The following is an 18,666-nucleotide window of genomic DNA, read 5'->3' on the forward strand; positions in this document are numbered from 1 at the left end:
GCGCAGTCGGTGCCTGAGCAACCGGTCTAGCTCAGCAGTAATCTGCAAGCCTCGCACGATTTAATCGTTTCCACTGCACAATATCGGCTTCTCGTGGTATGTTCGGGAAAAATTACGAGGTGTCATCATGTTGTCACATAACCCCTATTTCGGCCTGGCCATGGGCCAATCGCAGCGCCCGGATACCGAAACGTCCAAAATCGTGGAGTTGGGTGTGCGCCTGCAGCAAAGCCACGGCAAGGCGTTCGCGTCGGAATTCCTGGTGCGCCGCGCGATCCCGGTTAACGTCATCGTCCGCGTGCTGTCCGATCCGCCGGGCCGCCGCCGCGCTAACCGGATGCCGGCGGGCCTTTAAGCTCGACCACGTTACCCTCGGGGTCGGTCAGATAGATCGACGGCCCCTCGCCCTCGGCGCCGTAGCGCGACTCCACCGGCCCCGCCGCCACCCCGTGCACGGCCAGATGCGCACGTATCGCCTCCGCGTCGAACGGTTCCACCCGCAGACAAAAGTGATCCAGATTGCGGCCCTCGGCGCCCGGCGCGGCGCCACCCATGCTGCCCAGCTTGCCGTCCACCGGCACCAGATCGATCATCGACGCGCCCGCGCGCAGCTGCACCAGGCCGATGGCGTCCTGCCGCTTCTCCACCGGGCAACCGAGCACGGTGCCGTAGAAATGCAGCATCGGCTCCAGTTCGATCACTCGCAAAACGATATGGTCTATTTCCCGGATCCGTATCATCGCGCCGCTCCCGCCCAATAAGAAAATGGTGACTATAACCCAGCCCCCATCCGCGCGCTTAACACTATAGAATAGCGGCTTCGATAGCCCTTCCTTGCTTTTTTATTCATGTCCCCCGACGACTACTGCCAGCAAAAGACCGCCCAGAGCGGCTCCAGTTTTTACTATAGTTTTCTGTTCCTGCCGCCGGAGCGTCGCCGAGCCATCACCGCCCTGTATGCCTTTTGCCGCGAGGTCGACGACACCGTCGACGAATGCACCGACGAATCGGTGGCACGCATCAAGCTGGCGTGGTGGCGCAAGGAAATCGCCAACATGTACGAAGGCAAGCAAAGCCATCCCGTCACGCAGGCGCTGCAACCCCACCTGGCCATCTACAACCTCGAGCAGCAGCACCTGCAAGCCATCATCGACGGCATGGAGATGGACCTGTACCAGACACGCTACCTCGACTATCCGGCCCTGACCACGTATTGCTGGCACGTGGCCTCGGTGGTTGGCATCCTGTCGGCCAGCATTTTTGGCGCGACCCGGCCCGAGACCTTGAAGTACGCGGAAAAACTGGGCCACGCCTTCCAGCTGACCAACATCATCCGCGACGTCGGCGAGGACGCGCGCAAGGGCCGCATCTATCTGCCGATCAACGAGCTGCAGCAGTTCAACGTGACCGCCGCCGACCTGCTCAACGCCCGCCACAGCGAGAACTTCGAAAAGCTGATGGCCTTCCAGGTGGCCCGCGCCCAGCAGGCGTACGACGACGCCTTCGCGCTGCTGCCCAAGGAAGACCGGCGCGCCCAGCGGCCCGGCCTGATGATGGCCGCCATCTACCGCACCCTGCTGACGGAAGTGCAGGACGACGGCTACCACGTGCTCTCCCAGCGCATTTCGCTCACGCCCATCCGCAAGCTGTGGCTCGCCTGGAAGACCTATATTCGTGGTTAACGACGACGCCGTGACCGGGTCGCCGGAAGAAAAACGCTCGGCCGCGAAGGCCGAACCGTCCAATGTGCGCTCGATTGCCGTCATCGGCAGCGGCTGGGCCGGTTGCGCCGCCGCCGTCGAGCTGGCGCGGGCCGGCTTCAAGGTCACGCTGTTCGAGGCGGCACGCACGCTCGGCGGCCGCGCGCGCCGTGTCGAGACCGACAAAAAGCTGCTCGACAACGGCCAGCATATCCTGCTCGGCGCCTACAGCGAAACCTTGCGCCTGATGAAACTGGTCGGCGTCGACCGCGACCAGACCCTGCTGACCTTGCCGCTGCAAATGCGCTATCCGCCCGGCAGCGGCGGCATGGACTTCGTCGCGCCGCGCCTGCCGGCCCCGCTGCACCTGGCGATCGCGCTGCTGCGCAGCAAAGGCCTCGATCGCGCGGACAAGATGAGCCTGGCCCGTTTCTCGAGCGCGGCGCGCTGGATGGGCTGGAAGCTCAACACCGATTGCAGCGTCAACGAACTGCTGGCGCGCTTCGAGCAGACGCCGCGCCTGATCCAGCTGATGTGGCGCCCGCTGTGCCTGGCCGCGTTGAACACGCCGCCGGAGCGCGCCTCGGCCCAGATCTTCCTCAACGTGCTGCGCGACAGCCTGGGCGCAAAAAAACGCAGCGCGTCGGACATGCTGCTGCCGCGCGCCGACCTGTCGGCGCTGTTCCCGGATGCGGCCTCGGCGTTCCTGCGGGCGCACGGCGGCGCGGTGCGCACCGGCGCCAAGGTGCAGGCGCTGCGCTCGATCGAAGGCCGCCTGTGGCAGGTCGACGTCAGCGGCGCGGCCGTCGGCGGCACCTGGAGCACCTATTTCAACGGCGTGGTGCTGGCCACCGGCGCCGCCCAGGCCGCCGCGCTGCTGCACGCCGTGCCCGATTGCGACACCACGGACGTGTGCGCCCAGTTGACGGCCTTCGAATCCGAGGCCATCACCACCATCTATTTGCAATACGACGCCGGGACCCGGCTGGCCTTGCCGTTCTTCGCGCTGCTGGAAGACCCGGACAATTACCAATGGGGCCAGTTCGTGTTCGACCGCGGCCAGCTCGATGCCGGCCAGGCGGGGCTGCTGGCGGTGGTTATTAGTGCCTCGGCCGGGGTGGCTGCGCAGGAACAGGATTTGCTGGCTGAAGCGGTCGCCGTCCAGCTGGCGGCGGCCTTCCAGCGGCCGGAACTGGGCCGGCCAAGCTGGTTCAAGGTGATCACCGAAAAGCGCGCCACCTACGCCAGTTCGCCTGATTTGGTGCGTCCGCGCAATGCCAGCGGGCTGCCGGGGCTGGCGCTGGCGGGCGATTACACGGCCGGCGACTACCCCGCCACCCTGGAATCGGCGGTGCGCAGCGGCGTGGCGGCGGCCGCCCATTTGAAGGGCGTCACGTAACGCCCCGCCCGTCCGGTATCCGGTTTCCGTCGCCTGCCCCGCGATTTGTGCAGCCTGTCACATGGCGTTGGCATGCGGATGCCGATCTGCGTACAGTTGCACCATCGACAAAGACGTAATTGGAACACATCATGAGTAAGCAGCAATACCTCGATGCGCTCAAGCAGGCGATGCAGGGCTTGCCACCGGAAACGGTGGCCAAGACCCTGGCCTACTACGAGCAGCGCTTTATCGACGGCCTGGTGGCCGGCAAAAGCGAAGCCGAGGTCTACAAGGAGCTCGACGAACCGCGCAAGATCGCGATGACCCTGCGCGCCTCGGCCCACTTAAGTTCTTTTGAGCAAAAGAAAACGCCGACCAACCTGGTCCGCGTGATGGTGTCGTTTGTCGGCCTGGCGATTTTCAACCTGTTCATGGTCATTCCGGCAATGGTGTACGCGTCGATGCTGCTGGCCATCTATGTGTCGGCCTTCGCCTTCTACATCGGCGGCGTAGCGGTGACGGCCAGCGGCCTGTCGGGCCAGAACGAGCTCTCGCTCGAAGGTCCGCTACACCACATCATGGCGCTGACCGATTCCCGTTTCGACACCAAGGAAGAGGAAGCCGAGGCCAAGCGCTGGCGCATCGCCATCAACGACATGGGCATCCAGGTCAGCAAAACGCCCGGCAGCACGGACGAGGCGGATGCCGACGCCGGCGGCGTACAGGGAACCAGCCGCGCCAGCCGCCTGTTCGACCGCGCCGAGGCGGTGGCCACGGGCGACGTCCACATCACCACCGATTTCGACAGCGGCGCCCGCACCACCCAGACCTTCATCGGCTTCGGCTTGATTTTGGCCGGCATCGGCCTGTGCCTGATCAGCATCGTGCTGACGCGCTACACCGTGATCGGCTTGAGACGCTACGCGGCGATGAACATGTCGCTGCTGCGCGGACGCTAAGGAGCTACGAATGCGTGCATTACTCAAAATCGGAATCGGCCTGCTGCTGCTGTCGTTCTTGCTGATCGGCGTGACGTACAGCATGCTCAAGGCTTACGGCACCACCAGCCCGACCAGCGTGGCCGGGCGCACCCTGAGCGGCGAGACCCGCAAGGTCGACGCGATGGCGGTGACCGTGGTGCTGGAAGGACCGATCGACCTGATCCTGACCCAGGGGCCGACGGCGTCGATGAAGGTGCGCGGCGAACAGCGTTCGCTGGCCAATATCGAAACCATCCAGGATGGGCGCGATCTGCACATCGGCACCAAGGGCATGCTGCTCAATCCGAAACACCGTTTGCAGGTCGAGCTGGTGCTGCCGATGCTGGAGGAGCTGACGGTACGCAGCAGCGGCGACACCAAGGTGTCCGGCTTCAGCGGCGACAAGCTGGAACTGCGGCTGCACGGCTCGGGCAATGTGAATTTCTCCGGGCGCTATCGTAATCTGATCGCCGGCGCGCATGGCAGCGGCAACCTGCATCTGAACGCGGGCAGCAGCGAGCATGTGGAACTGGAGCTGGTCGGTTCGGGCGAAATCAAATCCTCGGGCAGCTGCAAGACGCTGGACGCGCAGTTGACCGGCTCGGGCGACCTTGATGCGCGCCATCTGGCGGCGGATAAGGTGACGGTGGACTTGAAGGGATCGGGCACCAGCCATGTCTTCGCCAAGCAATCGGCGGATCTCACGTTGCGCGGCAGCGGCGACATCCGGGTGCTGGGCAATCCTGATCAGCGCAATGTGAACCGCAGCGGTTCGGGTGACGTAAGCTGGGAGTGACACTGGAGACACGTAGGGCGGATTAGGCGGAACGCCGTAATCGGCCATGCATGCGTAATCGCGGCGCATACATGGCCGATTACGCTTCGCTAATCCGCCCTACGTGTCTCCTCGTTATTTCTACCGATCCAGGCCAAGGTGTCGCGTCCCGCCGCGAGGCCGCTCGCCAGACACGCCGTCAACAGATACCCACCCGTCGGCGCCTCCCAGTCGATCATCTCGCCGGCCACGAACACTCCCGGCGCGGCCTTCAGCATCGTGGCTTCCAGCGCATCCCAGCGCACGCCGCCGGCGCTGCTGATCGCCTCGTCGATAGGACGCGGCCGCAACAACCGCACCGGCAGCATCTTGATGGCCTGCGCCAGCCGATCCGGATTGCCATACTCCTCTTTACCCAGACACTCCCGCAGCAGCCCCGCCTTCACACCCTTGATCCCCAACCGGCTTTGCAAATGACTGGCCAGCGACCTCGCGCCGCGCGGCCGCGTGACTTCATCCGCCACCCGCTCCGCCGACAAATCCGGCAGCAGATCCAGATAAATCGTCGCGCTGCCATCTGCCGCGATCTGGTCGCGCAACGCCGCAGACAACGCATAAATCAAACTACCCTCAACGCCACCCGCAGTGACCACGAACTGCCCCTGCTTGCGGAATTGCTTGCCATCCGCGCCGGTCGAGATGATGGCGACGGTGGTCAGCGGCTCCCCCGCGTACCTGCCGCTGAAATGCTCGCTCCAGTCGACGTCGAAGCCGCAATTGGCCGGCGCCAGCGGCGCCACAGCGACCCCGCGCGCCGCCAGCAGCGGCACCCAGGCGCCGTCCGAACCCAGTCGCGCCCAGCTGCCGCCACCCAACGCCAGCACCACCGCGTCGGCGCTCACCGTCAACTCGCCGTCGGGCGTTTGCAGCAGCAAGGCGCCGTCGCGCCAGCCCAGCCAGCGATGCCGCATATGAAAGCGCACGCCGTCCTCCCGCAGCCGGTGCAGCCACGCGCGCAACAACGGCGCCGCCTTCATATCGGTCGGAAAAACGCGGCCGGAGGTGCCTACAAAAGTCTCCACGCCCAGGCCATGCACCCAATCGCGCACATCCTGCGGGCCGAAGGAGTCCAGCATCGGCCGCAACGCAGCGGCGGCGCCGGCATAGCGCGGCACGAAGTCCGCATACGGCTCCGCGTGCGTGATGTTCATTCCTCCCCGCCCGGCCAGCAGGAACTTGCGGCCGACCGACGCCATCGCGTCATACACGTCCACCTGGGCCCCGCCCTGCGCCAGCGTTTGCGCGGCCATCAGGCCGGCGGGCCCGCCGCCGATGACGGCGACGCGAAAAGGTGTCAAACTAGACTGCATGCGTTCGGTCCGATACGATCGAGATGTAGAACAATATTAATGGAGACATGATGGGCACTGCTTTTTGGATTAAACGCTATTTGCTGGCCGCCGTGCCGTTGTTTGCGATACTGGCCGCCGTCGAGTGGTTTAAGGGCTCGACCTCGCGCAACGACTATCTGAGCGCCGCCGCCTGGGCGTTGCTGGCGGCCGCGGTGTTCACGTGGAGCGCGTGGCGCCGCTATCGCGAAGCCGAACGCGCCGCGGCCGCGCAAACCCGCAAACCCTAAGCGGATGGGGTCGGACCCCAAGGGGTCCGACCCCGGTTGGCGGTGCGGGTTTCGCTGGCCGCCAGTTGATTCAGCCGCCGGTCACCGGCGGGAAGAACGCCACTTCGGCGCCGTCGACGACGGCGCTGTCCGCGCCGCACATGATCTGGTTGCAGGCCATGCGCAAGGCCGGACTGCCCAACGCCTGTTGCCACGTGTCGCCACGCGCGGCCAGATGGGCGCGCAGCTCGCCGACCGTTGTCACGGATGCCGGCAGGTCCAACGTTTCCGACGAGGCGCCAACGGCCTCGCGCACGCTGGCGAAAAATTTTACGGTAACAGCCATCAGTACATTAACTCGCTAAACGGAATAAACCGCACCATATCTCCGGCGGAGATGGTGGTGCCGGGCGGGTTGTCGATCACGCCATCGCCCCAGACGGTCGATGTCAGCACGCCGGAGCTTTGGTTGCTGAACAACTCAAGACCGCCGGCGGCGTTGATGCGCGCGCGCAGGAACTCGTTGCGCTTGTCGGCCTTGGGCAGGTCGAAATCGGCGCGCATCGTGAAGGCGCGCGGCGCGATCTCGCCGGACGCTCCCTGCAGGCGCAGGATGAACGGGCGAACAAACATCAGGAAGGTGATGAAGCTGGCCACCGGATTGCCCGGCAGGCCGAGGAAGAAGGCGTCCTTGACCTCGCCGAACGCCAGCGGCTTGCCCGGCTTGACGGCGATCAGCCACATATTGAGCTTGCCCTCCGCCTCGACCGCCGGCTTGATATGGTCTTCCTCGCCAACGGACACGCCGCCGGAGGTGATGATCAAATCATGCGCCCGGGCGCTTTCGCGCAGCACCGAACGCGTGGCCTCGAGCGAATCGGGCACGATGCCGAAATCGGTGATCTCGCAGCCCAGGTTCTCCAGCAGCGCGCGCAAGGTGAAGCGGTTGGAATTGTAGATCGCGCCGGGCGCCAGCGGCTCGCCCGGCATGGTCAGCTCGTCGCCGGTGAAAAACACGGCCACGCGCAGCTTGCGCTTGACCGCCAATTGCGCCAGGCCGACCGACGCCGCCAGACCCAACTCCTGGCTGCGCAGGCGCGCGCCGGCCGGCAGGATCACGCTGCCGTTGGTGATGTCCTCGCCGGCCCGGCGTATCCACTCGCCGGGCTTGGGCGCGTGCTTGATGGTGACCAGGTTGCCCACCAACTCGCACTGCTCCTGCATGACGACGGCGTCCGCGCCCTCGGGTATGTGGGCGCCGGTGAAGATGCGCGCGGCGGTCCCCGGCAGCAAAGGCTGGCCGACATGGCCGGCCGGTATCCGCTGCGACACCGTCAACACCGCGCTGCCGCTGGCGCAATCGGCGGCGCGCACCGCGTAACCGTCCATCTGCGTGTTGTCCATGCCCGGCACGTTCATGCCCGACACCTGCGCGTGGGCCAGGATGCGGCCGTTGGCGTTCAGCGTCGGCACCGTTTCGGTGTCGGCCACGGGCCGCGCGGCCGCCAGCATCAAGGCCCGCGCCTCGGCGACGGCCAGCATCGGCCTCGGTGGCGGTTTGGATGGAGACTGCGGCGCGCTCATGATCACAGGCCGGTGTTGGCGGCGATGTAAGCCTTCATCTTCTCGACGTCGGGCTTCATGACCACGAATTTCTGCGGCAGGTCCTCGATGTTCTCGAAGCCTTCAGGACGTTCCGCGTCCTCGCCCAGCGCGTCGAGGATGGTTTCGTTGAACTTGGCCGCCAGCGCGGTCTCCAGCACGATCATCGTCACGCCGGGTTCCAGGTTTTCGCGCGCGACCTTGATGCCGTCGGCGGTGTGGGTGTCGATGACGATGCCGTAGTCGTCGGCGACGTCGCGGATGGTGTTCAGGCGGTCGTCATGGGTCGACTTGCCGGACTTGAAACCGTACTTGGACACCAGCTTGAATTCATCGCCGTCGCTGCCAGGCTTGCCCGACAGGTCGAAGCCGCCCTGCGTTTCCACCTTGTGGAACAGCGCGCGGGTGCGCTCGCCGTCGCGGCCGACCAGGTCGTAGATGAAGCGCTCGAAGTTGGACGCCTTGGAGATGTCCATCGACGGGCTGCTGGTGTGGTAGGTCTCGGCTGACTTGCGCACGCGGTACACGCCGGTGCGGAAGAATTCGTCGAGCACGTCGTTTTCGTTGGTGGCGGCGATCAGTTTGTCGATCGGCAGGCCCATCATGCGGGCGATGTGGCCGGCGCAGATGTTACCGAAGTTACCCGACGGGACGGTGAACGAGACCTTCTGATCGTTCGACGTGGTGGCCGACAGGTAGCCACGGAAGTAGTACACCACCTGCGCCACGACGCGCGCCCAGTTGATCGAATTGACGGTGCCGATTTTTTGTTTGGTCTTGAACGGCAGGTCGTTGGACACTGCCTTGACCATGTCCTGGGCGTCGTCGAACACGCCTTCGATGGCGATGTTGAAGATGTTCGGGTCCTGGAGGCTGAACATCTGCGCGGTCTGGAAGGCGCTCATCTTCTGGTGCGGCGACAGCATGAAGACACGGATGCCCTTCTTGCCGCGCATCGCGTATTCGGCGGCGCTGCCGGTGTCGCCGGAGGTGGCGCCGAAGATGTTCAGTTCCGCATTCTGCTTGGCCAGGGTGTACTCGAACAGATTGCCCAGCAACTGCATCGCCATATCCTTGAAGGCCAGGGTCGGGCCGTTCGACAGCGCCTGCAGCACCAGTTTGGTGCCGTTGTCGCCTTCTTCCAGCACGCGCAACGGCGTGATCTGGCTGGCCTTTTCGCCGGCGCGGGCGTTGCGATAGACTTCCTTGGTGTAGGTCTTGGCGGTCAGCGCGCGCAGGTCCGCTTCCGGGATGTCGGTGGCGAACTTCTTCAGGATCTCGAACGCCAAGTCGGCGTAGGACAGCTGGCGCCACGCGTCCAGCTCCGCGCCGCTGACCTGCGGGTAGGCCGACGGCAGGAACAGGCCGCCGTCGACGGCCAGGCCGCCGAGCAGAATGTCCGAAAATTGTTGGGGAGACGACGAAGCGGCCGATGCGGCGGCGCGGGTAGACACGTATTGCATAGATTAGAAAGTCCGGTTGGGCTGACAAGGTTGGCTGGCAGCTATTGGCAGAACGTTACAAAGCGAGCGGATATTATAGTGCGCCTCGCCGTTTCCGGTGCGATTGCCGTTGTTTTATGGTTATGGGCGAGCCCGGACTGGCATGTTCGGTTGCCCCGCACTGGTTTGTCTGTCGTTCCGGCAATATACTGAACAGGCCACCCTAACTGCAGTTTCCATTTTCGCAGCCGCCGCAATCGATGATGATGAAGTCCCCCGCCATTCGCAAAACCGCCCCTTTCGCCAGCATGCTGTGGGCCTGCTTCAGCGCCCTGTTCATCGTCACCATCGCCTTCCTGCTCTACGTGTGGACCGAAAAACGCATCGACCAGGCCAACGAGCTGCGTTATGTGTCGCGCAGCCTGGTGCAGGAACTGCGCCAATCGTCCGACGACCTGACGCGCATGGCGCGCACCTACGTGGCCACCGGCGATCCCCAGTACCGGAAAAATTATCAGGAAATCATCGATATCCGCGACGGGCGGCAGGCGCGCCCGCAGAACTACGACAACGTCTACTGGGACCTGGTGGTCGAACCGCAGCAGCGGCCCCGGGGCGACGGCAAACACGTGGCGCTGATGGAGCTGATCCAAAACACCCCGTTCACGCCGGCCGAACTGTCGCTGCTCACCCGCGCCAAGGACGAATCGGACCGCCTGACGGCGATCGAAAACAAGGCGCTGGCGATGCGCGACTTCGGCGGCGACGATCCGCTGGCCGTCGCCGCCGCCCTGGCCCTGCTCTATGACGACACCTATCACCGCGCCAAGGCGGCCATCATGGAGCCGATCGCGCAGGTGAACGACAGCGTCGAGCGGCGCAGCCTGGAGGCGGTCCGCTCGACGTCGAGCGAGGCCAATCTGGCCAGGGCCGGCTTCCTGCTGGTGGCGCTGATGTTGCTGGCGCTGCTGTGGCGCGCGAAGCGCAACCTGGATTCGGCGCTCGGCTGCTCCGTCGAGCAGCTGCAGACCGCCATCGGGCGGCTGGGACGGGGCGACGTCAGCGAACCGCTGGCGGTGCCGGACGGCGCCAGGGAGAGCGTCTGGACCTGGCTGGCCGGCATGCAGCAAAACCTGGCCAGGCTGGATGGCGAACGGGAACTGGCGCTGGCGCGCTCGCAGCGCGTCGGCCGCCTGTACGCGGCGCTGAGCCAGTGCAACCAAGCCATCGTGCGCAGCACCAGCGAGCAGGAACTGTTCGACGATATCTGCGGCGCGGTGGTCACCTATGGCGGCATGTCCATGGCCTGGGTGGGCATGATCGGAACCGCCGACGGCCAGGCGGATACGGTGTCGCCGGCCGCCAGCGCCGGCGACGGCACCGAATACCTGAACAATCTGACCATCTCGCTGGACGAACAACTGCCGGAGGGACGCGGGCCGATCGGCGTCTGCTACCGCAGCGGGGAGCCGTACTGGTGCCAGGACTTCCTGCAGGCGCCCGAAACGGCGCCCTGGCATGCGCGCGCTGCGCGCTATGGCTGGGCGGCGTCGGCATCGCTGCCGTTGCGGCGCAAAGGCAAGATCGTCGGCTTCTTTTCCGCCTATTCCACCACCACCGGCGTGTTCGACGCCGAGGTGCGCGACCTGTTCGTCGAGATGGCGCTCGACATCGAGTTCGCGCTGAAAAATTTCGACCACGACCGCAAACGCGAGCTGACCGAGGCCTCGCTGCGCAAAAGCGAGCAGCATCTGCGCACCATCATCGAGACCGAACCGGAATGTATCAAGGTGGTGGACGCCCAGGGCCGTTTGCTGGAGATGAACGCGGCCGGCCTGAAAATCCTCGAGGCGGAATCGCTGGAGGAGTTGCAGTCGCACGTGCTGACGGACCTGATCATGCCGGAGTACCGCGATGCCTTCATCGCGCTGCACCAGCGCGTCATCAACGGCGAGAACGGCCATCTGGAATTCCGGGTCCAGGGCCTGAAGGGTGGCCAGCGCTGGCTGGAGACCCACGCCGCGCCGATGAACGGCGCCAACGGCGAGCAGCGCATGCTGCTCGGGATCACGCGCGACATCACCGATCGCAAGCTGGCCGACGAACGGATTCAATATCTGGCCCATTTCGATCCCCTGACCGGCCTGCCGAACCGCGCGCAACTGCAAGAACACACGCTGCACTCGCTGGCGCTGGCGCGCCGCAACCGCGAGTCGATGGCGCTGATGATGCTCGATCTGGACCACTTCAAGGACATCAACGATTCGCTTGGCCACAGCGTCGGCGACGGCCTGCTGTGCGAACTGGCCAAGCGCTTGCGCCAGGGCCTGCGCGAGGAGGACATCGTGGCGCGCCTGGGCGGCGACGAATTCATCTTCGTCCTGCAAAAAGCGGAGACGCAAGACGCCGCCGAAGTGGCCCGCAAGCTAATGGAACTGATCGCCCAGCCCTTCCGGGTAGGCACGCACGACCTGAAAGTGACGGCGTCGATCGGCATCGCCCTGTACCCGGCCGACGGCGCAGACATGGAAACACTGCTGCAACGCGCCGACGCCGCCATGTACCAAGTGAAGCAGGCCGGAAGGCAGGACTTCCGCTTCTTCACGGCGGCCATGCAGCAGCGCGCGGCGCGCCATCTGCAATTGGTCAATGCGCTGCGCTACGCGCTGGAACGGGACCAGATGCAAGTGGTGTATCAGCCGCAGGTGTCGCTGCCGGACCAGCGCATCATAGGCGCTGAGGCGCTGCTGCGCTGGTCGACGCCGGAACTTGGCGTGGTGTCGCCGGCCGAATTCATTCCCGCCGCCGAAGAAAGCGGGCTGATACTGCCAATCGGCGCGTGGGTGCTGCGCCAGGCGGTGCGGCAGGCGCGCGCGTGGCTGGACGAGGGCCTGCCGCCGCTGGTCATGGCGGTCAACCTGTCGGCGACGCAGTTCCGCAATACGGATCTGCCGGAGCTGATCACGCAAATTCTACAAGAGGAAGGCTTGCCCCCGGAGTATCTGGAGCTGGAGCTGACCGAGGGCGTGGCGCTGAACGACCCGCAAGGCGCGATCGCCATGATGAACAATCTGCACGAGCGCGGGATACGGATGTCGATCGACGATTTCGGCACCGGCTATTCGTCGCTCAGTCATTTGAAGAAGTTCAAGGTCTACAAGCTGAAGATCGACAAGTCGTTCGTGCGCGACATCAGCACCGACGCCGAGGACAAGGCGATCGTCAGCGCCATCATCAACATGGCGCGCAGCCTGGGGTTGAAGACGATCGCGGAAGGCGTGGAGACGGCCGAACAGCTGGAATTCCTCCAGCAGCAGCATTGCAACGAGATGCAGGGGTATTATTTCAGCAAACCGGTGCCGGAACAGGCGTTCCGGCAGCTGATGCTGGAGGTGGTTGCGTAGTTTCCCGCTTTAACACGCGGCGTGGTTGACGGTGATGACGTGGATCGCCAAGCCTCCAAGCGAGGTTTCCTTGTACTTGGCCTGCATGTCGGCGCCGGTCTGGCGCATCGTCTCGATCACTTCATCGAGGCTGACGAAATGCGTGCCGTCGCCCTTCAACGCCAATGAAGCCGCCGTAATCGCCTTGACCGCGCCCATGCCGTTACGCTCGATGCAGGGAATCTGCACCAGCCCCCCGATCGGATCGCAGGTCATGCCGAGATGATGCTCGATGCCGATTTCGGCCGCGTTCTCAATCTGGTTGTTGGAGCCGCCCAGCGCCGCCACCAGGCCCGCCGCCGCCATCGCGCAGGCCACGCCGACCTCGCCCTGGCAACCGATTTCCGCCCCCGAGATCGACGCATTGCGCTTGCAAAGCATGCCGATGGCGGCAGCCGTCAGCATGAAGTCGCGGATACCGGTGACCGGGTTGCTCGGCTTGCAGTCCTCCGCGTAGTAGCGCAGCACCGCCGGGATGATGCCGGCCGCGCCGTTGGTCGGCGCCGTGACCACGCGCCCGCCGGCCGCGTTCTCCTCGTTGACGGCCATCGCGTACAGGCTGACCTGGTGCAGCGCGTCGTGCGGCAGCTGGTTGGCCTGGCTGGCGCTCGATTGCGACTGCGTCCACAAGTCGGCGGCGCGGCGCTTGACGTTCAAGCCACCCGGCAGCCGGCCGGCCGTATCGAGGCCATGGGCGATGCAGTCGCGCATGACGTGCCAGATCTTGTCGATGCCGGCGTTCAGTTCATCCTCGCTGCGTTTGAGGCGTTCGTTCGCGCGCAGCATTTGCGGGATCGTCAGGCCGCTCGTTTCGCCGTGGGCCAGCAGCTGGTCCATCGTGTCGAACGGGTACGGAATCGCCGGGGCGGAAGCGGCGCCGTCGCCGCTTGAGGGCATCTGCGGCGCCTCGCCCTCCTCCTTGATAAAGCCACCGCCAACCGAGTAATAGACTTTGCTGACGGTGGCGCCATCGGCGCGGGTCAGCGTGAAGCGCATGCCGTTCGGGTGTTCGGCCCGCGACTCCGCCATGTGGAAGATCAGGTTCTTGCCGCGTTTGAACGGCACCGCGTGGATTCCCAGCAGCTTCAGTTCACCTGCCGCTTCGGCTTCGGCCAACTGTGTGTCGACCCGGGTCGGCACCACGTCCTGCGGCGTCTCGCCCATCAGGCCCAGAATCACCGCCTTGTCGGTCGCGTGGCCGATGCCGGTGAGCGCCAGAGAGCCATACAGCTCGGCGCTCACCTCGGTGACATCGTCCAGCGGAGCGCAGTCGAGCAGAAAACGGCGGGCCGCCACCATCGGTCCCACCGTGTGGGAACTCGACGGCCCGATGCCGATCTTGAATAAATCGAAAACGCTCATGTCCATCAGATGTCTCTCTTTTTTATAGTGTGGGTACTACGCCGCCGCTTTACGCCGCTTTGCTCAGGCGGACGTCGACGTTGGCCAGCATGTCGGCCACCATCTCCTCGATACCGATTCGTGCCTTCCAGCCCCAGTCGGCCGTCGCGGTGGCGTCGTCCAGGCTTTGCGGCCACGTGTCGGCGATGGCTTGGCGGCTGTCCGGCTTGTAGGCGATTTTGAAGTCCGGCACGGCGCGGGTGATGGCGGCGGCCAGTTGCTCCGGATTGAACGACACGCCGGCGACGTTGTAGGCCGAACGCACCTTGACCTGTTCGGCCGGCGCTTCCATCAATTCGATGGTGGCGCGGATCGCATCGGGCATGTAGATCATCGGCAGCGTGGTCTGCGGGCCGAGGAAGCATTCATACCGCTCGCCGCGCAGCGCCGAATGGAAGATCGCGATCGCATAATCGGTGGTGCCGCCGCCCGGTGGCGATTTGAAGCTGATGATGCCAGGGTAGCGGATGCTGCGCACATCGACGCCGTACTTGATGAAGTAGTACTCGCACAGACGCTCGCCGGCCAGTTTGCTGATGCCGTAGATTGTGGTCGGGTCCATCACCGTCGTTTGCGGGGTGTTCACGGCCGGCGTGTTCGGGCCGAAGGCGGCGATCGACGACGGCCAGAAGACCTTCAGCGGCTTGCCGATGATGCCGCGCTCGCGCGCCACTTCGAGGATATTGAGCAAGCCGTCCATGTTCAACGTCCACGCCTTCAGCGGCGCGGCCTCGCCGGTGGCCGACAGCATCGCCGCCAGTTGGTACACCTGGGTGATGCCCTCCTCCGTCACCAAGGTGGACAGCGCCTGCTTGTCCAGCACATTGAGCGGCGTGTAGCGCGCCGCGTTGTACAAATTGGTCGGGCTGATGTCGCTGGCGATGACGTTTTGCGCGCCGTGTTTGGCGGCCAGCGCCTCCACCAGTTCACTGCCGATTTGGCCGTTGGCGCCGATGACGAGGATGCGTTGTTGTTCCATTTTGATTCCTGACTATTTTATTTTTTAAGCAGGCCAAGCTCTGTGCCCGCCTGTTCGAATGCTTTAAGCACGGTGTCGAGCTGTTCGCGCGTATGCGCGGCAGACAGTTGGACACGCACGCGCGCTTGGCCCATCGGGACCACCGGGTAGAAGAAGCCGCTGAGCAGAACGCCCAGCTCATACATTCGTGCCGCGAATTTCTGCGCGACGGGCGCATCGAACAACATGACAGGAACCACCGGGTGGGTACCCGGCTTGATGGTGAAGCCGATACGCTCGATCTCCTTGCGGAAGTAGGCGGTGTTCTCGTGCAGGCGGTCGCGCAGTTCGGTCGACTGCGACAGGCGCTCCAGCACCGCCAGCGAGGCGCCGGCGATCGACGGCGCCAAGGTGTTCGAGAACAGGTAGGGACGCGATTTCTGGCGCAGCATGTCGATCACTTCCTTGCGGGCGGAGGTGAAGCCGCCCATCGCGCCGCCCAGGGCCTTGCCCAGGGTGCCGGTGATGATGTCGACGCGGCCCATGACGTTGTGGTGCTCGTGGGTGCCACGGCCGGTCGCGCCCATGAAGCCGGAAGCGTGGCATTCGTCGATCATCACCAGCGCGCCGTATTTGTCGGCCAGGTCGCAGATTTTGTCCAGCTGGGCGATGGTGCCGTCCATCGAGAACACGCCGTCGGTGACGATGACTTTATGGCGCTTGCCGGCCGCCGCTTGCAGCTGCGCTTCCAGGTCGGCCATGTCGTTGTGGGCGTAGCGGAAGCGCGCGGCCTTGCACAGGCGGATGCCGTCGATGATGGAGGCGTGGTTCAACGCGTCGGAGATGATGGCGTCGTTCTCGTCGAACAGCGGCTCGAACACGCCGCCGTTGGCGTCGAAGGCGGCCGCGTACAGGATCGTGTCCTCGGTGCCGAGGAATTTGGAGATCGCCTGTTCCAGTTGTTTGTGGACGGTCTGGGTGCCGCAGATGAAACGCACCGACGACAGGCCGTAACCGTATTTTTCGGTCGCCTCGATCGATGCCCTGGCCACCCACTCCTCGCCGGACAGGCCGAGGTAGTTGTTGGCGCACATATTGATCAGCGTACTGCCATCCTGGGCGACCACTTCGGAACCCTGGCGCGAAGCGAGCACGCGCTCCGGCTTGTACAGGCCCTGATCGCGCAATTGATCCAGGTTTTGCTGCAGGCCGCTGAAGAAGGTGCTTTTTGCTTGGTCGCTCATGATGGTCCTTGTCTGTGGTACGATTTCAGCAGATTTTCACTGCGTTATGAGAAATCCGTTATGTCGAACTCAAATTCAATATATCGAATCTTACAGAGAACCGGTGAACTGCGCAAGACGGAAGCATGCGGTTCTGGCCGCGTTTTTCCGACAGATTTACTTAGAATTTAGCCTATCCGCCGAATAAAACAATGAAAACACCTGTTTCGACGAACGCACCACCCGAGGTCGGCGCCGCCTTGCAACGTTTGCGCCTGGCGCGCGGCCTCACCCTGGAAGACCTGTCGCGCATCGCCGGGGTCTCCAAATCGATGCTGTCGCAGATCGAGCGCGAAAAGGCCAATCCGACCATCGCCATCACCTGGCGGCTATCGAACGCGCTGGGCGTGCAGATCGGCGAACTGCTGTCGACGGCGGAAAAGGAATCCGAGACCATCCGCGTGCTGGACGCCCACGAGACCCCCACCCTTCCCGGCAACCACGCCGGCTACGTGCTGCGCATCCTCGGGCCGATGGAGCTGGCAGGTAAGTATGAATGGTATGAGCTGACCTTGTCGCCCGGTGGGGAGCTGGCGTCGCAAGGGCACGATCCGGGGGCGCAGGAGCATGTCACGCTGCTGCATGGATCGGTGGAGGTGGAGGTGGGGAATACCAAGAAGAAGGTCAAGCTGGGCGGCACGGCGCGCTACCCGGGCGACCAGCAGCACACCATACGCAACGTCGGCAAGACCGAGGCGAAGGCCTTATTGGTTGTTATACACCGGTAAACCCGTACCCCCGGGCGGGGTCTGACCCCATGGGGTCAGACCCCTAAGCGGTAACGCCCGCGTATCGCTAAAGGGTGGCGGGTTTGACCTGGCGCCACTACCAGTTGGATTCGCGCTCCGGCGTGGAGCTGATGCGGTGGATGGCAAGGTCGGCGCCCTGGAACTCATCCTCCGGATCGAGGCGCAGGCCCATCGTGGCTTTCAACACGCCATAGATGGCGAAACCGCCAACCAGCGCGATCACCACGCCCAACACGGTCCCCGCCAACTGCGCCGCGAACGACACGCCACCCATTCCGCCCAGCGCCTTTAACCCGAAGATACCCGCCGCGATCCCGCCCCAGGCGCCGCACAGGCCATGCAACGGCCACACGCCCAGCACATCGTCGATCTTCCATTTGTTCTGCGCCAGCGTGAACATCCAGACGAAGATGGCGCCCGCGATACCACCGGTGACCAGCGCGCCCATCGGATGCATCAGATCCGATCCCGCGCACACCGCCACCAGCCCCGCCAACGGCCCGTTATAAGCGAAACCGGGATCGTTCTTCCCCATCAGCAGCGCGACCAGCGTGCCGCCGACCATCGCCATCAGCGAGTTGACCGCCACCAGGCCGTTCATCTTGTCGAGCGACTGGGCGCTCATGACGTTGAAGCCGAACCAGCCCACCGTCAGAATCCACGCGCCCAGCGCCAGGAACGGAATCGACGACGGCGGATGCGCGGCGATCGCGCCGTTCTTCATATAGCGCCCGCGCCGCGCGCCAAGTAAAAGCACCGCCGGCAGCGCGATCCAGCCGCCCACCGCGTGCACCACCACCGAACCGGCAAAGTCGTGGAACTCGGCGCCGAAGGCCTGCAGCAGCCACTCCTGGATGCCAAAGCGGCGGTTCCAGACGATTCCCTCGAAGAACGGATACACGAAGCCGACCAGCAGCGCGGTGGCGATCAACTGCGGATGGAAGCGCGCCCGCTCGGCGATGCCGCCCGAGATGATGGCAGGGATGGCCGCCGCGAACGTCAGCAGGAAGAAGAACTTGACCAGCTCATAGCCGTTTTTGGCCGCCAGCACGTCGGCCGAGGAGAAGAAATTGACGCCATAGGCGATGCTGTAACCGACGAAGAAGTAAGCGATGGTCGATACCGCGAAATCCACCAGAATCTTCACCAGCGCGTTGACCTGGTTCTTCTTGCGCACGGTGCCCAACTCCAGGAACGCGAAGCCGGCGTGCATTGCCAAAATCATGATGGCACCTAGCAAAATGAACAATGCGTCGGCGCCGTCTTTGTGTAAACCCATCAAAATCACTCCCCAAAATAATGCATGATCTGAAAACCAATACGCTTATAAGCAA

17 protein-coding genes are annotated in these 18,666 nt (G+C 64.3%); 8 read left to right on the forward strand and 9 right to left on the reverse strand.

Annotation, left to right across the window (positions count from 1 at the left end; genetic code table 11):
- The first annotated feature begins 127 nt into the window (after nucleotides 1–127).
- On the forward strand, nucleotides 128–355 hold the full coding sequence (locus NHH88_19120; GenBank protein ID USX11812.1) for a hypothetical protein: 228 nt from the start codon (nucleotides 128–130) through the stop codon (nucleotides 353–355).
- On the opposite strand, the gene NHH88_19125 is transcribed toward NHH88_19120, so the two are convergent.
- Nucleotides 330–740 (reverse strand): VOC family protein, encoded by a 411-nt coding sequence (locus NHH88_19125; GenBank protein ID USX11813.1) that lies wholly within the window; start codon nucleotides 738–740, stop codon nucleotides 330–332. The genes NHH88_19120 and NHH88_19125 overlap by 26 nt on opposite strands.
- A 108-nt stretch (nucleotides 741–848) precedes the next feature.
- On the opposite strand from NHH88_19125, the gene hpnD reads away from it, so the two are divergent.
- The 4 genes from hpnD to NHH88_19145 all read left to right on the forward strand — a co-directional run bounded on the left by hpnD (nucleotide 849) and on the right by NHH88_19145 (nucleotide 4,857).
- Complete coding sequence (hpnD, locus tag NHH88_19130; protein ID USX11814.1) at nucleotides 849–1,682, forward strand: presqualene diphosphate synthase HpnD; 834 nt, start codon at nucleotides 849–851, stop codon at nucleotides 1,680–1,682.
- Between the two features lie 64 nt (nucleotides 1,683–1,746).
- Nucleotides 1,747–3,099, forward strand: a complete 1,353-nt coding sequence (gene hpnE / locus NHH88_19135; protein ID USX17379.1) for a hydroxysqualene dehydroxylase HpnE — start codon at nucleotides 1,747–1,749, stop codon at nucleotides 3,097–3,099.
- Between the two features lie 131 nt (nucleotides 3,100–3,230).
- A complete protein-coding gene (locus NHH88_19140; protein USX11815.1) occupies nucleotides 3,231–4,040 on the forward strand; it encodes a DUF1700 domain-containing protein in 810 nt (269 codons plus the stop codon).
- A 10-nt stretch (nucleotides 4,041–4,050) separates the two neighbouring features.
- Nucleotides 4,051–4,857 carry a DUF2807 domain-containing protein gene (locus NHH88_19145; GenBank protein USX11816.1) on the forward strand — a complete coding sequence of 269 codons (807 nt, stop codon included), beginning with the start codon at nucleotides 4,051–4,053 and terminating at the stop codon, nucleotides 4,855–4,857.
- A gap of 89 nt (nucleotides 4,858–4,946) precedes the next feature.
- On the opposite strand, the gene NHH88_19150 is transcribed toward NHH88_19145, so the two are convergent.
- Nucleotides 4,947–6,206, reverse strand: coding sequence for a TIGR03862 family flavoprotein (locus NHH88_19150; protein ID USX11817.1), 1,260 nt, complete (start codon nucleotides 6,204–6,206; stop codon nucleotides 4,947–4,949).
- A 50-nt stretch (nucleotides 6,207–6,256) separates the two neighbouring features.
- On the opposite strand from NHH88_19150, the gene NHH88_19155 reads away from it, so the two are divergent.
- Nucleotides 6,257–6,475, forward strand: a complete 219-nt coding sequence (locus NHH88_19155; GenBank protein USX11818.1) for a hypothetical protein — start codon at nucleotides 6,257–6,259, stop codon at nucleotides 6,473–6,475.
- 70 nt (nucleotides 6,476–6,545) lie between these two features.
- On the opposite strand, the gene moaD is transcribed toward NHH88_19155, so the two are convergent.
- From moaD to thrC, 3 genes are read right to left on the reverse strand one after another with little or no spacing between them, the layout of a single operon-like run.
- Nucleotides 6,546–6,800, reverse strand: coding sequence for a molybdopterin converting factor subunit 1 (gene moaD / locus NHH88_19160; protein ID USX11819.1), 255 nt, complete (start codon nucleotides 6,798–6,800; stop codon nucleotides 6,546–6,548).
- Nucleotides 6,800–8,038, reverse strand: a complete 1,239-nt coding sequence (locus tag NHH88_19165; GenBank protein USX11820.1) for a molybdopterin molybdotransferase MoeA — start codon at nucleotides 8,036–8,038, stop codon at nucleotides 6,800–6,802. The genes moaD and NHH88_19165 overlap by 1 nt, the downstream gene beginning before the upstream one ends.
- A gap of 2 nt (nucleotides 8,039–8,040) precedes the next feature.
- Nucleotides 8,041–9,519, reverse strand: coding sequence for a threonine synthase (thrC, locus tag NHH88_19170; GenBank protein ID USX11821.1), 1,479 nt, complete (start codon nucleotides 9,517–9,519; stop codon nucleotides 8,041–8,043).
- Between the two features lie 242 nt (nucleotides 9,520–9,761).
- Between thrC and NHH88_19175 the strand changes: the two genes are divergently transcribed.
- Complete coding sequence (locus NHH88_19175; protein USX11822.1) at nucleotides 9,762–12,902, forward strand: EAL domain-containing protein; 3,141 nt, start codon at nucleotides 9,762–9,764, stop codon at nucleotides 12,900–12,902.
- Nucleotides 12,903–12,911: 9 nt separating this feature from the next.
- Here the strand turns inward: NHH88_19175 and NHH88_19180 are convergent, their stop codons facing one another.
- Genes NHH88_19180 through kbl form a run of 3 tightly spaced genes read right to left on the reverse strand, consistent with a single transcriptional unit; the run spans nucleotide 12,912 to nucleotide 16,544 of the window.
- The gene (locus NHH88_19180) at nucleotides 12,912–14,309 is read right to left on the reverse strand and encodes an L-serine ammonia-lyase (GenBank protein ID USX11823.1); all 1,398 of its coding nucleotides are present in this window, start codon (nucleotides 14,307–14,309) and stop codon (nucleotides 12,912–12,914) included.
- A 43-nt stretch (nucleotides 14,310–14,352) separates the two neighbouring features.
- Nucleotides 14,353–15,321, reverse strand: coding sequence for an NAD-dependent epimerase/dehydratase family protein (locus NHH88_19185; GenBank protein USX11824.1), 969 nt, complete (start codon nucleotides 15,319–15,321; stop codon nucleotides 14,353–14,355).
- 17 nt (nucleotides 15,322–15,338) lie between these two features.
- Nucleotides 15,339–16,544, reverse strand: coding sequence for a glycine C-acetyltransferase (kbl, locus tag NHH88_19190; GenBank protein USX11825.1), 1,206 nt, complete (start codon nucleotides 16,542–16,544; stop codon nucleotides 15,339–15,341).
- 191 nt (nucleotides 16,545–16,735) lie between these two features.
- Here kbl and NHH88_19195 point away from each other — a divergent pair, with 191 nt between their 5' ends.
- Nucleotides 16,736–17,311: an XRE family transcriptional regulator gene (locus NHH88_19195; protein ID USX11826.1), complete on the forward strand. Its 576-nt coding sequence runs from the start codon at nucleotides 16,736–16,738 to the stop codon at nucleotides 17,309–17,311.
- Between the two features lie 97 nt (nucleotides 17,312–17,408).
- Here the strand turns inward: NHH88_19195 and NHH88_19200 are convergent, their stop codons facing one another.
- A complete protein-coding gene (locus NHH88_19200) occupies nucleotides 17,409–18,611 on the reverse strand; it encodes an ammonium transporter (protein USX11827.1) in 1,203 nt (400 codons plus the stop codon).
- Between the last annotated feature and the right edge of the window lie 55 nt (nucleotides 18,612–18,666).

It is taken from the genome of Oxalobacteraceae bacterium OTU3CAMAD1 (assembly GCA_024123915.1).
In the GTDB taxonomy this organism is placed as follows: Bacteria; Pseudomonadota; Gammaproteobacteria; order Burkholderiales; family Burkholderiaceae_D; genus Rugamonas.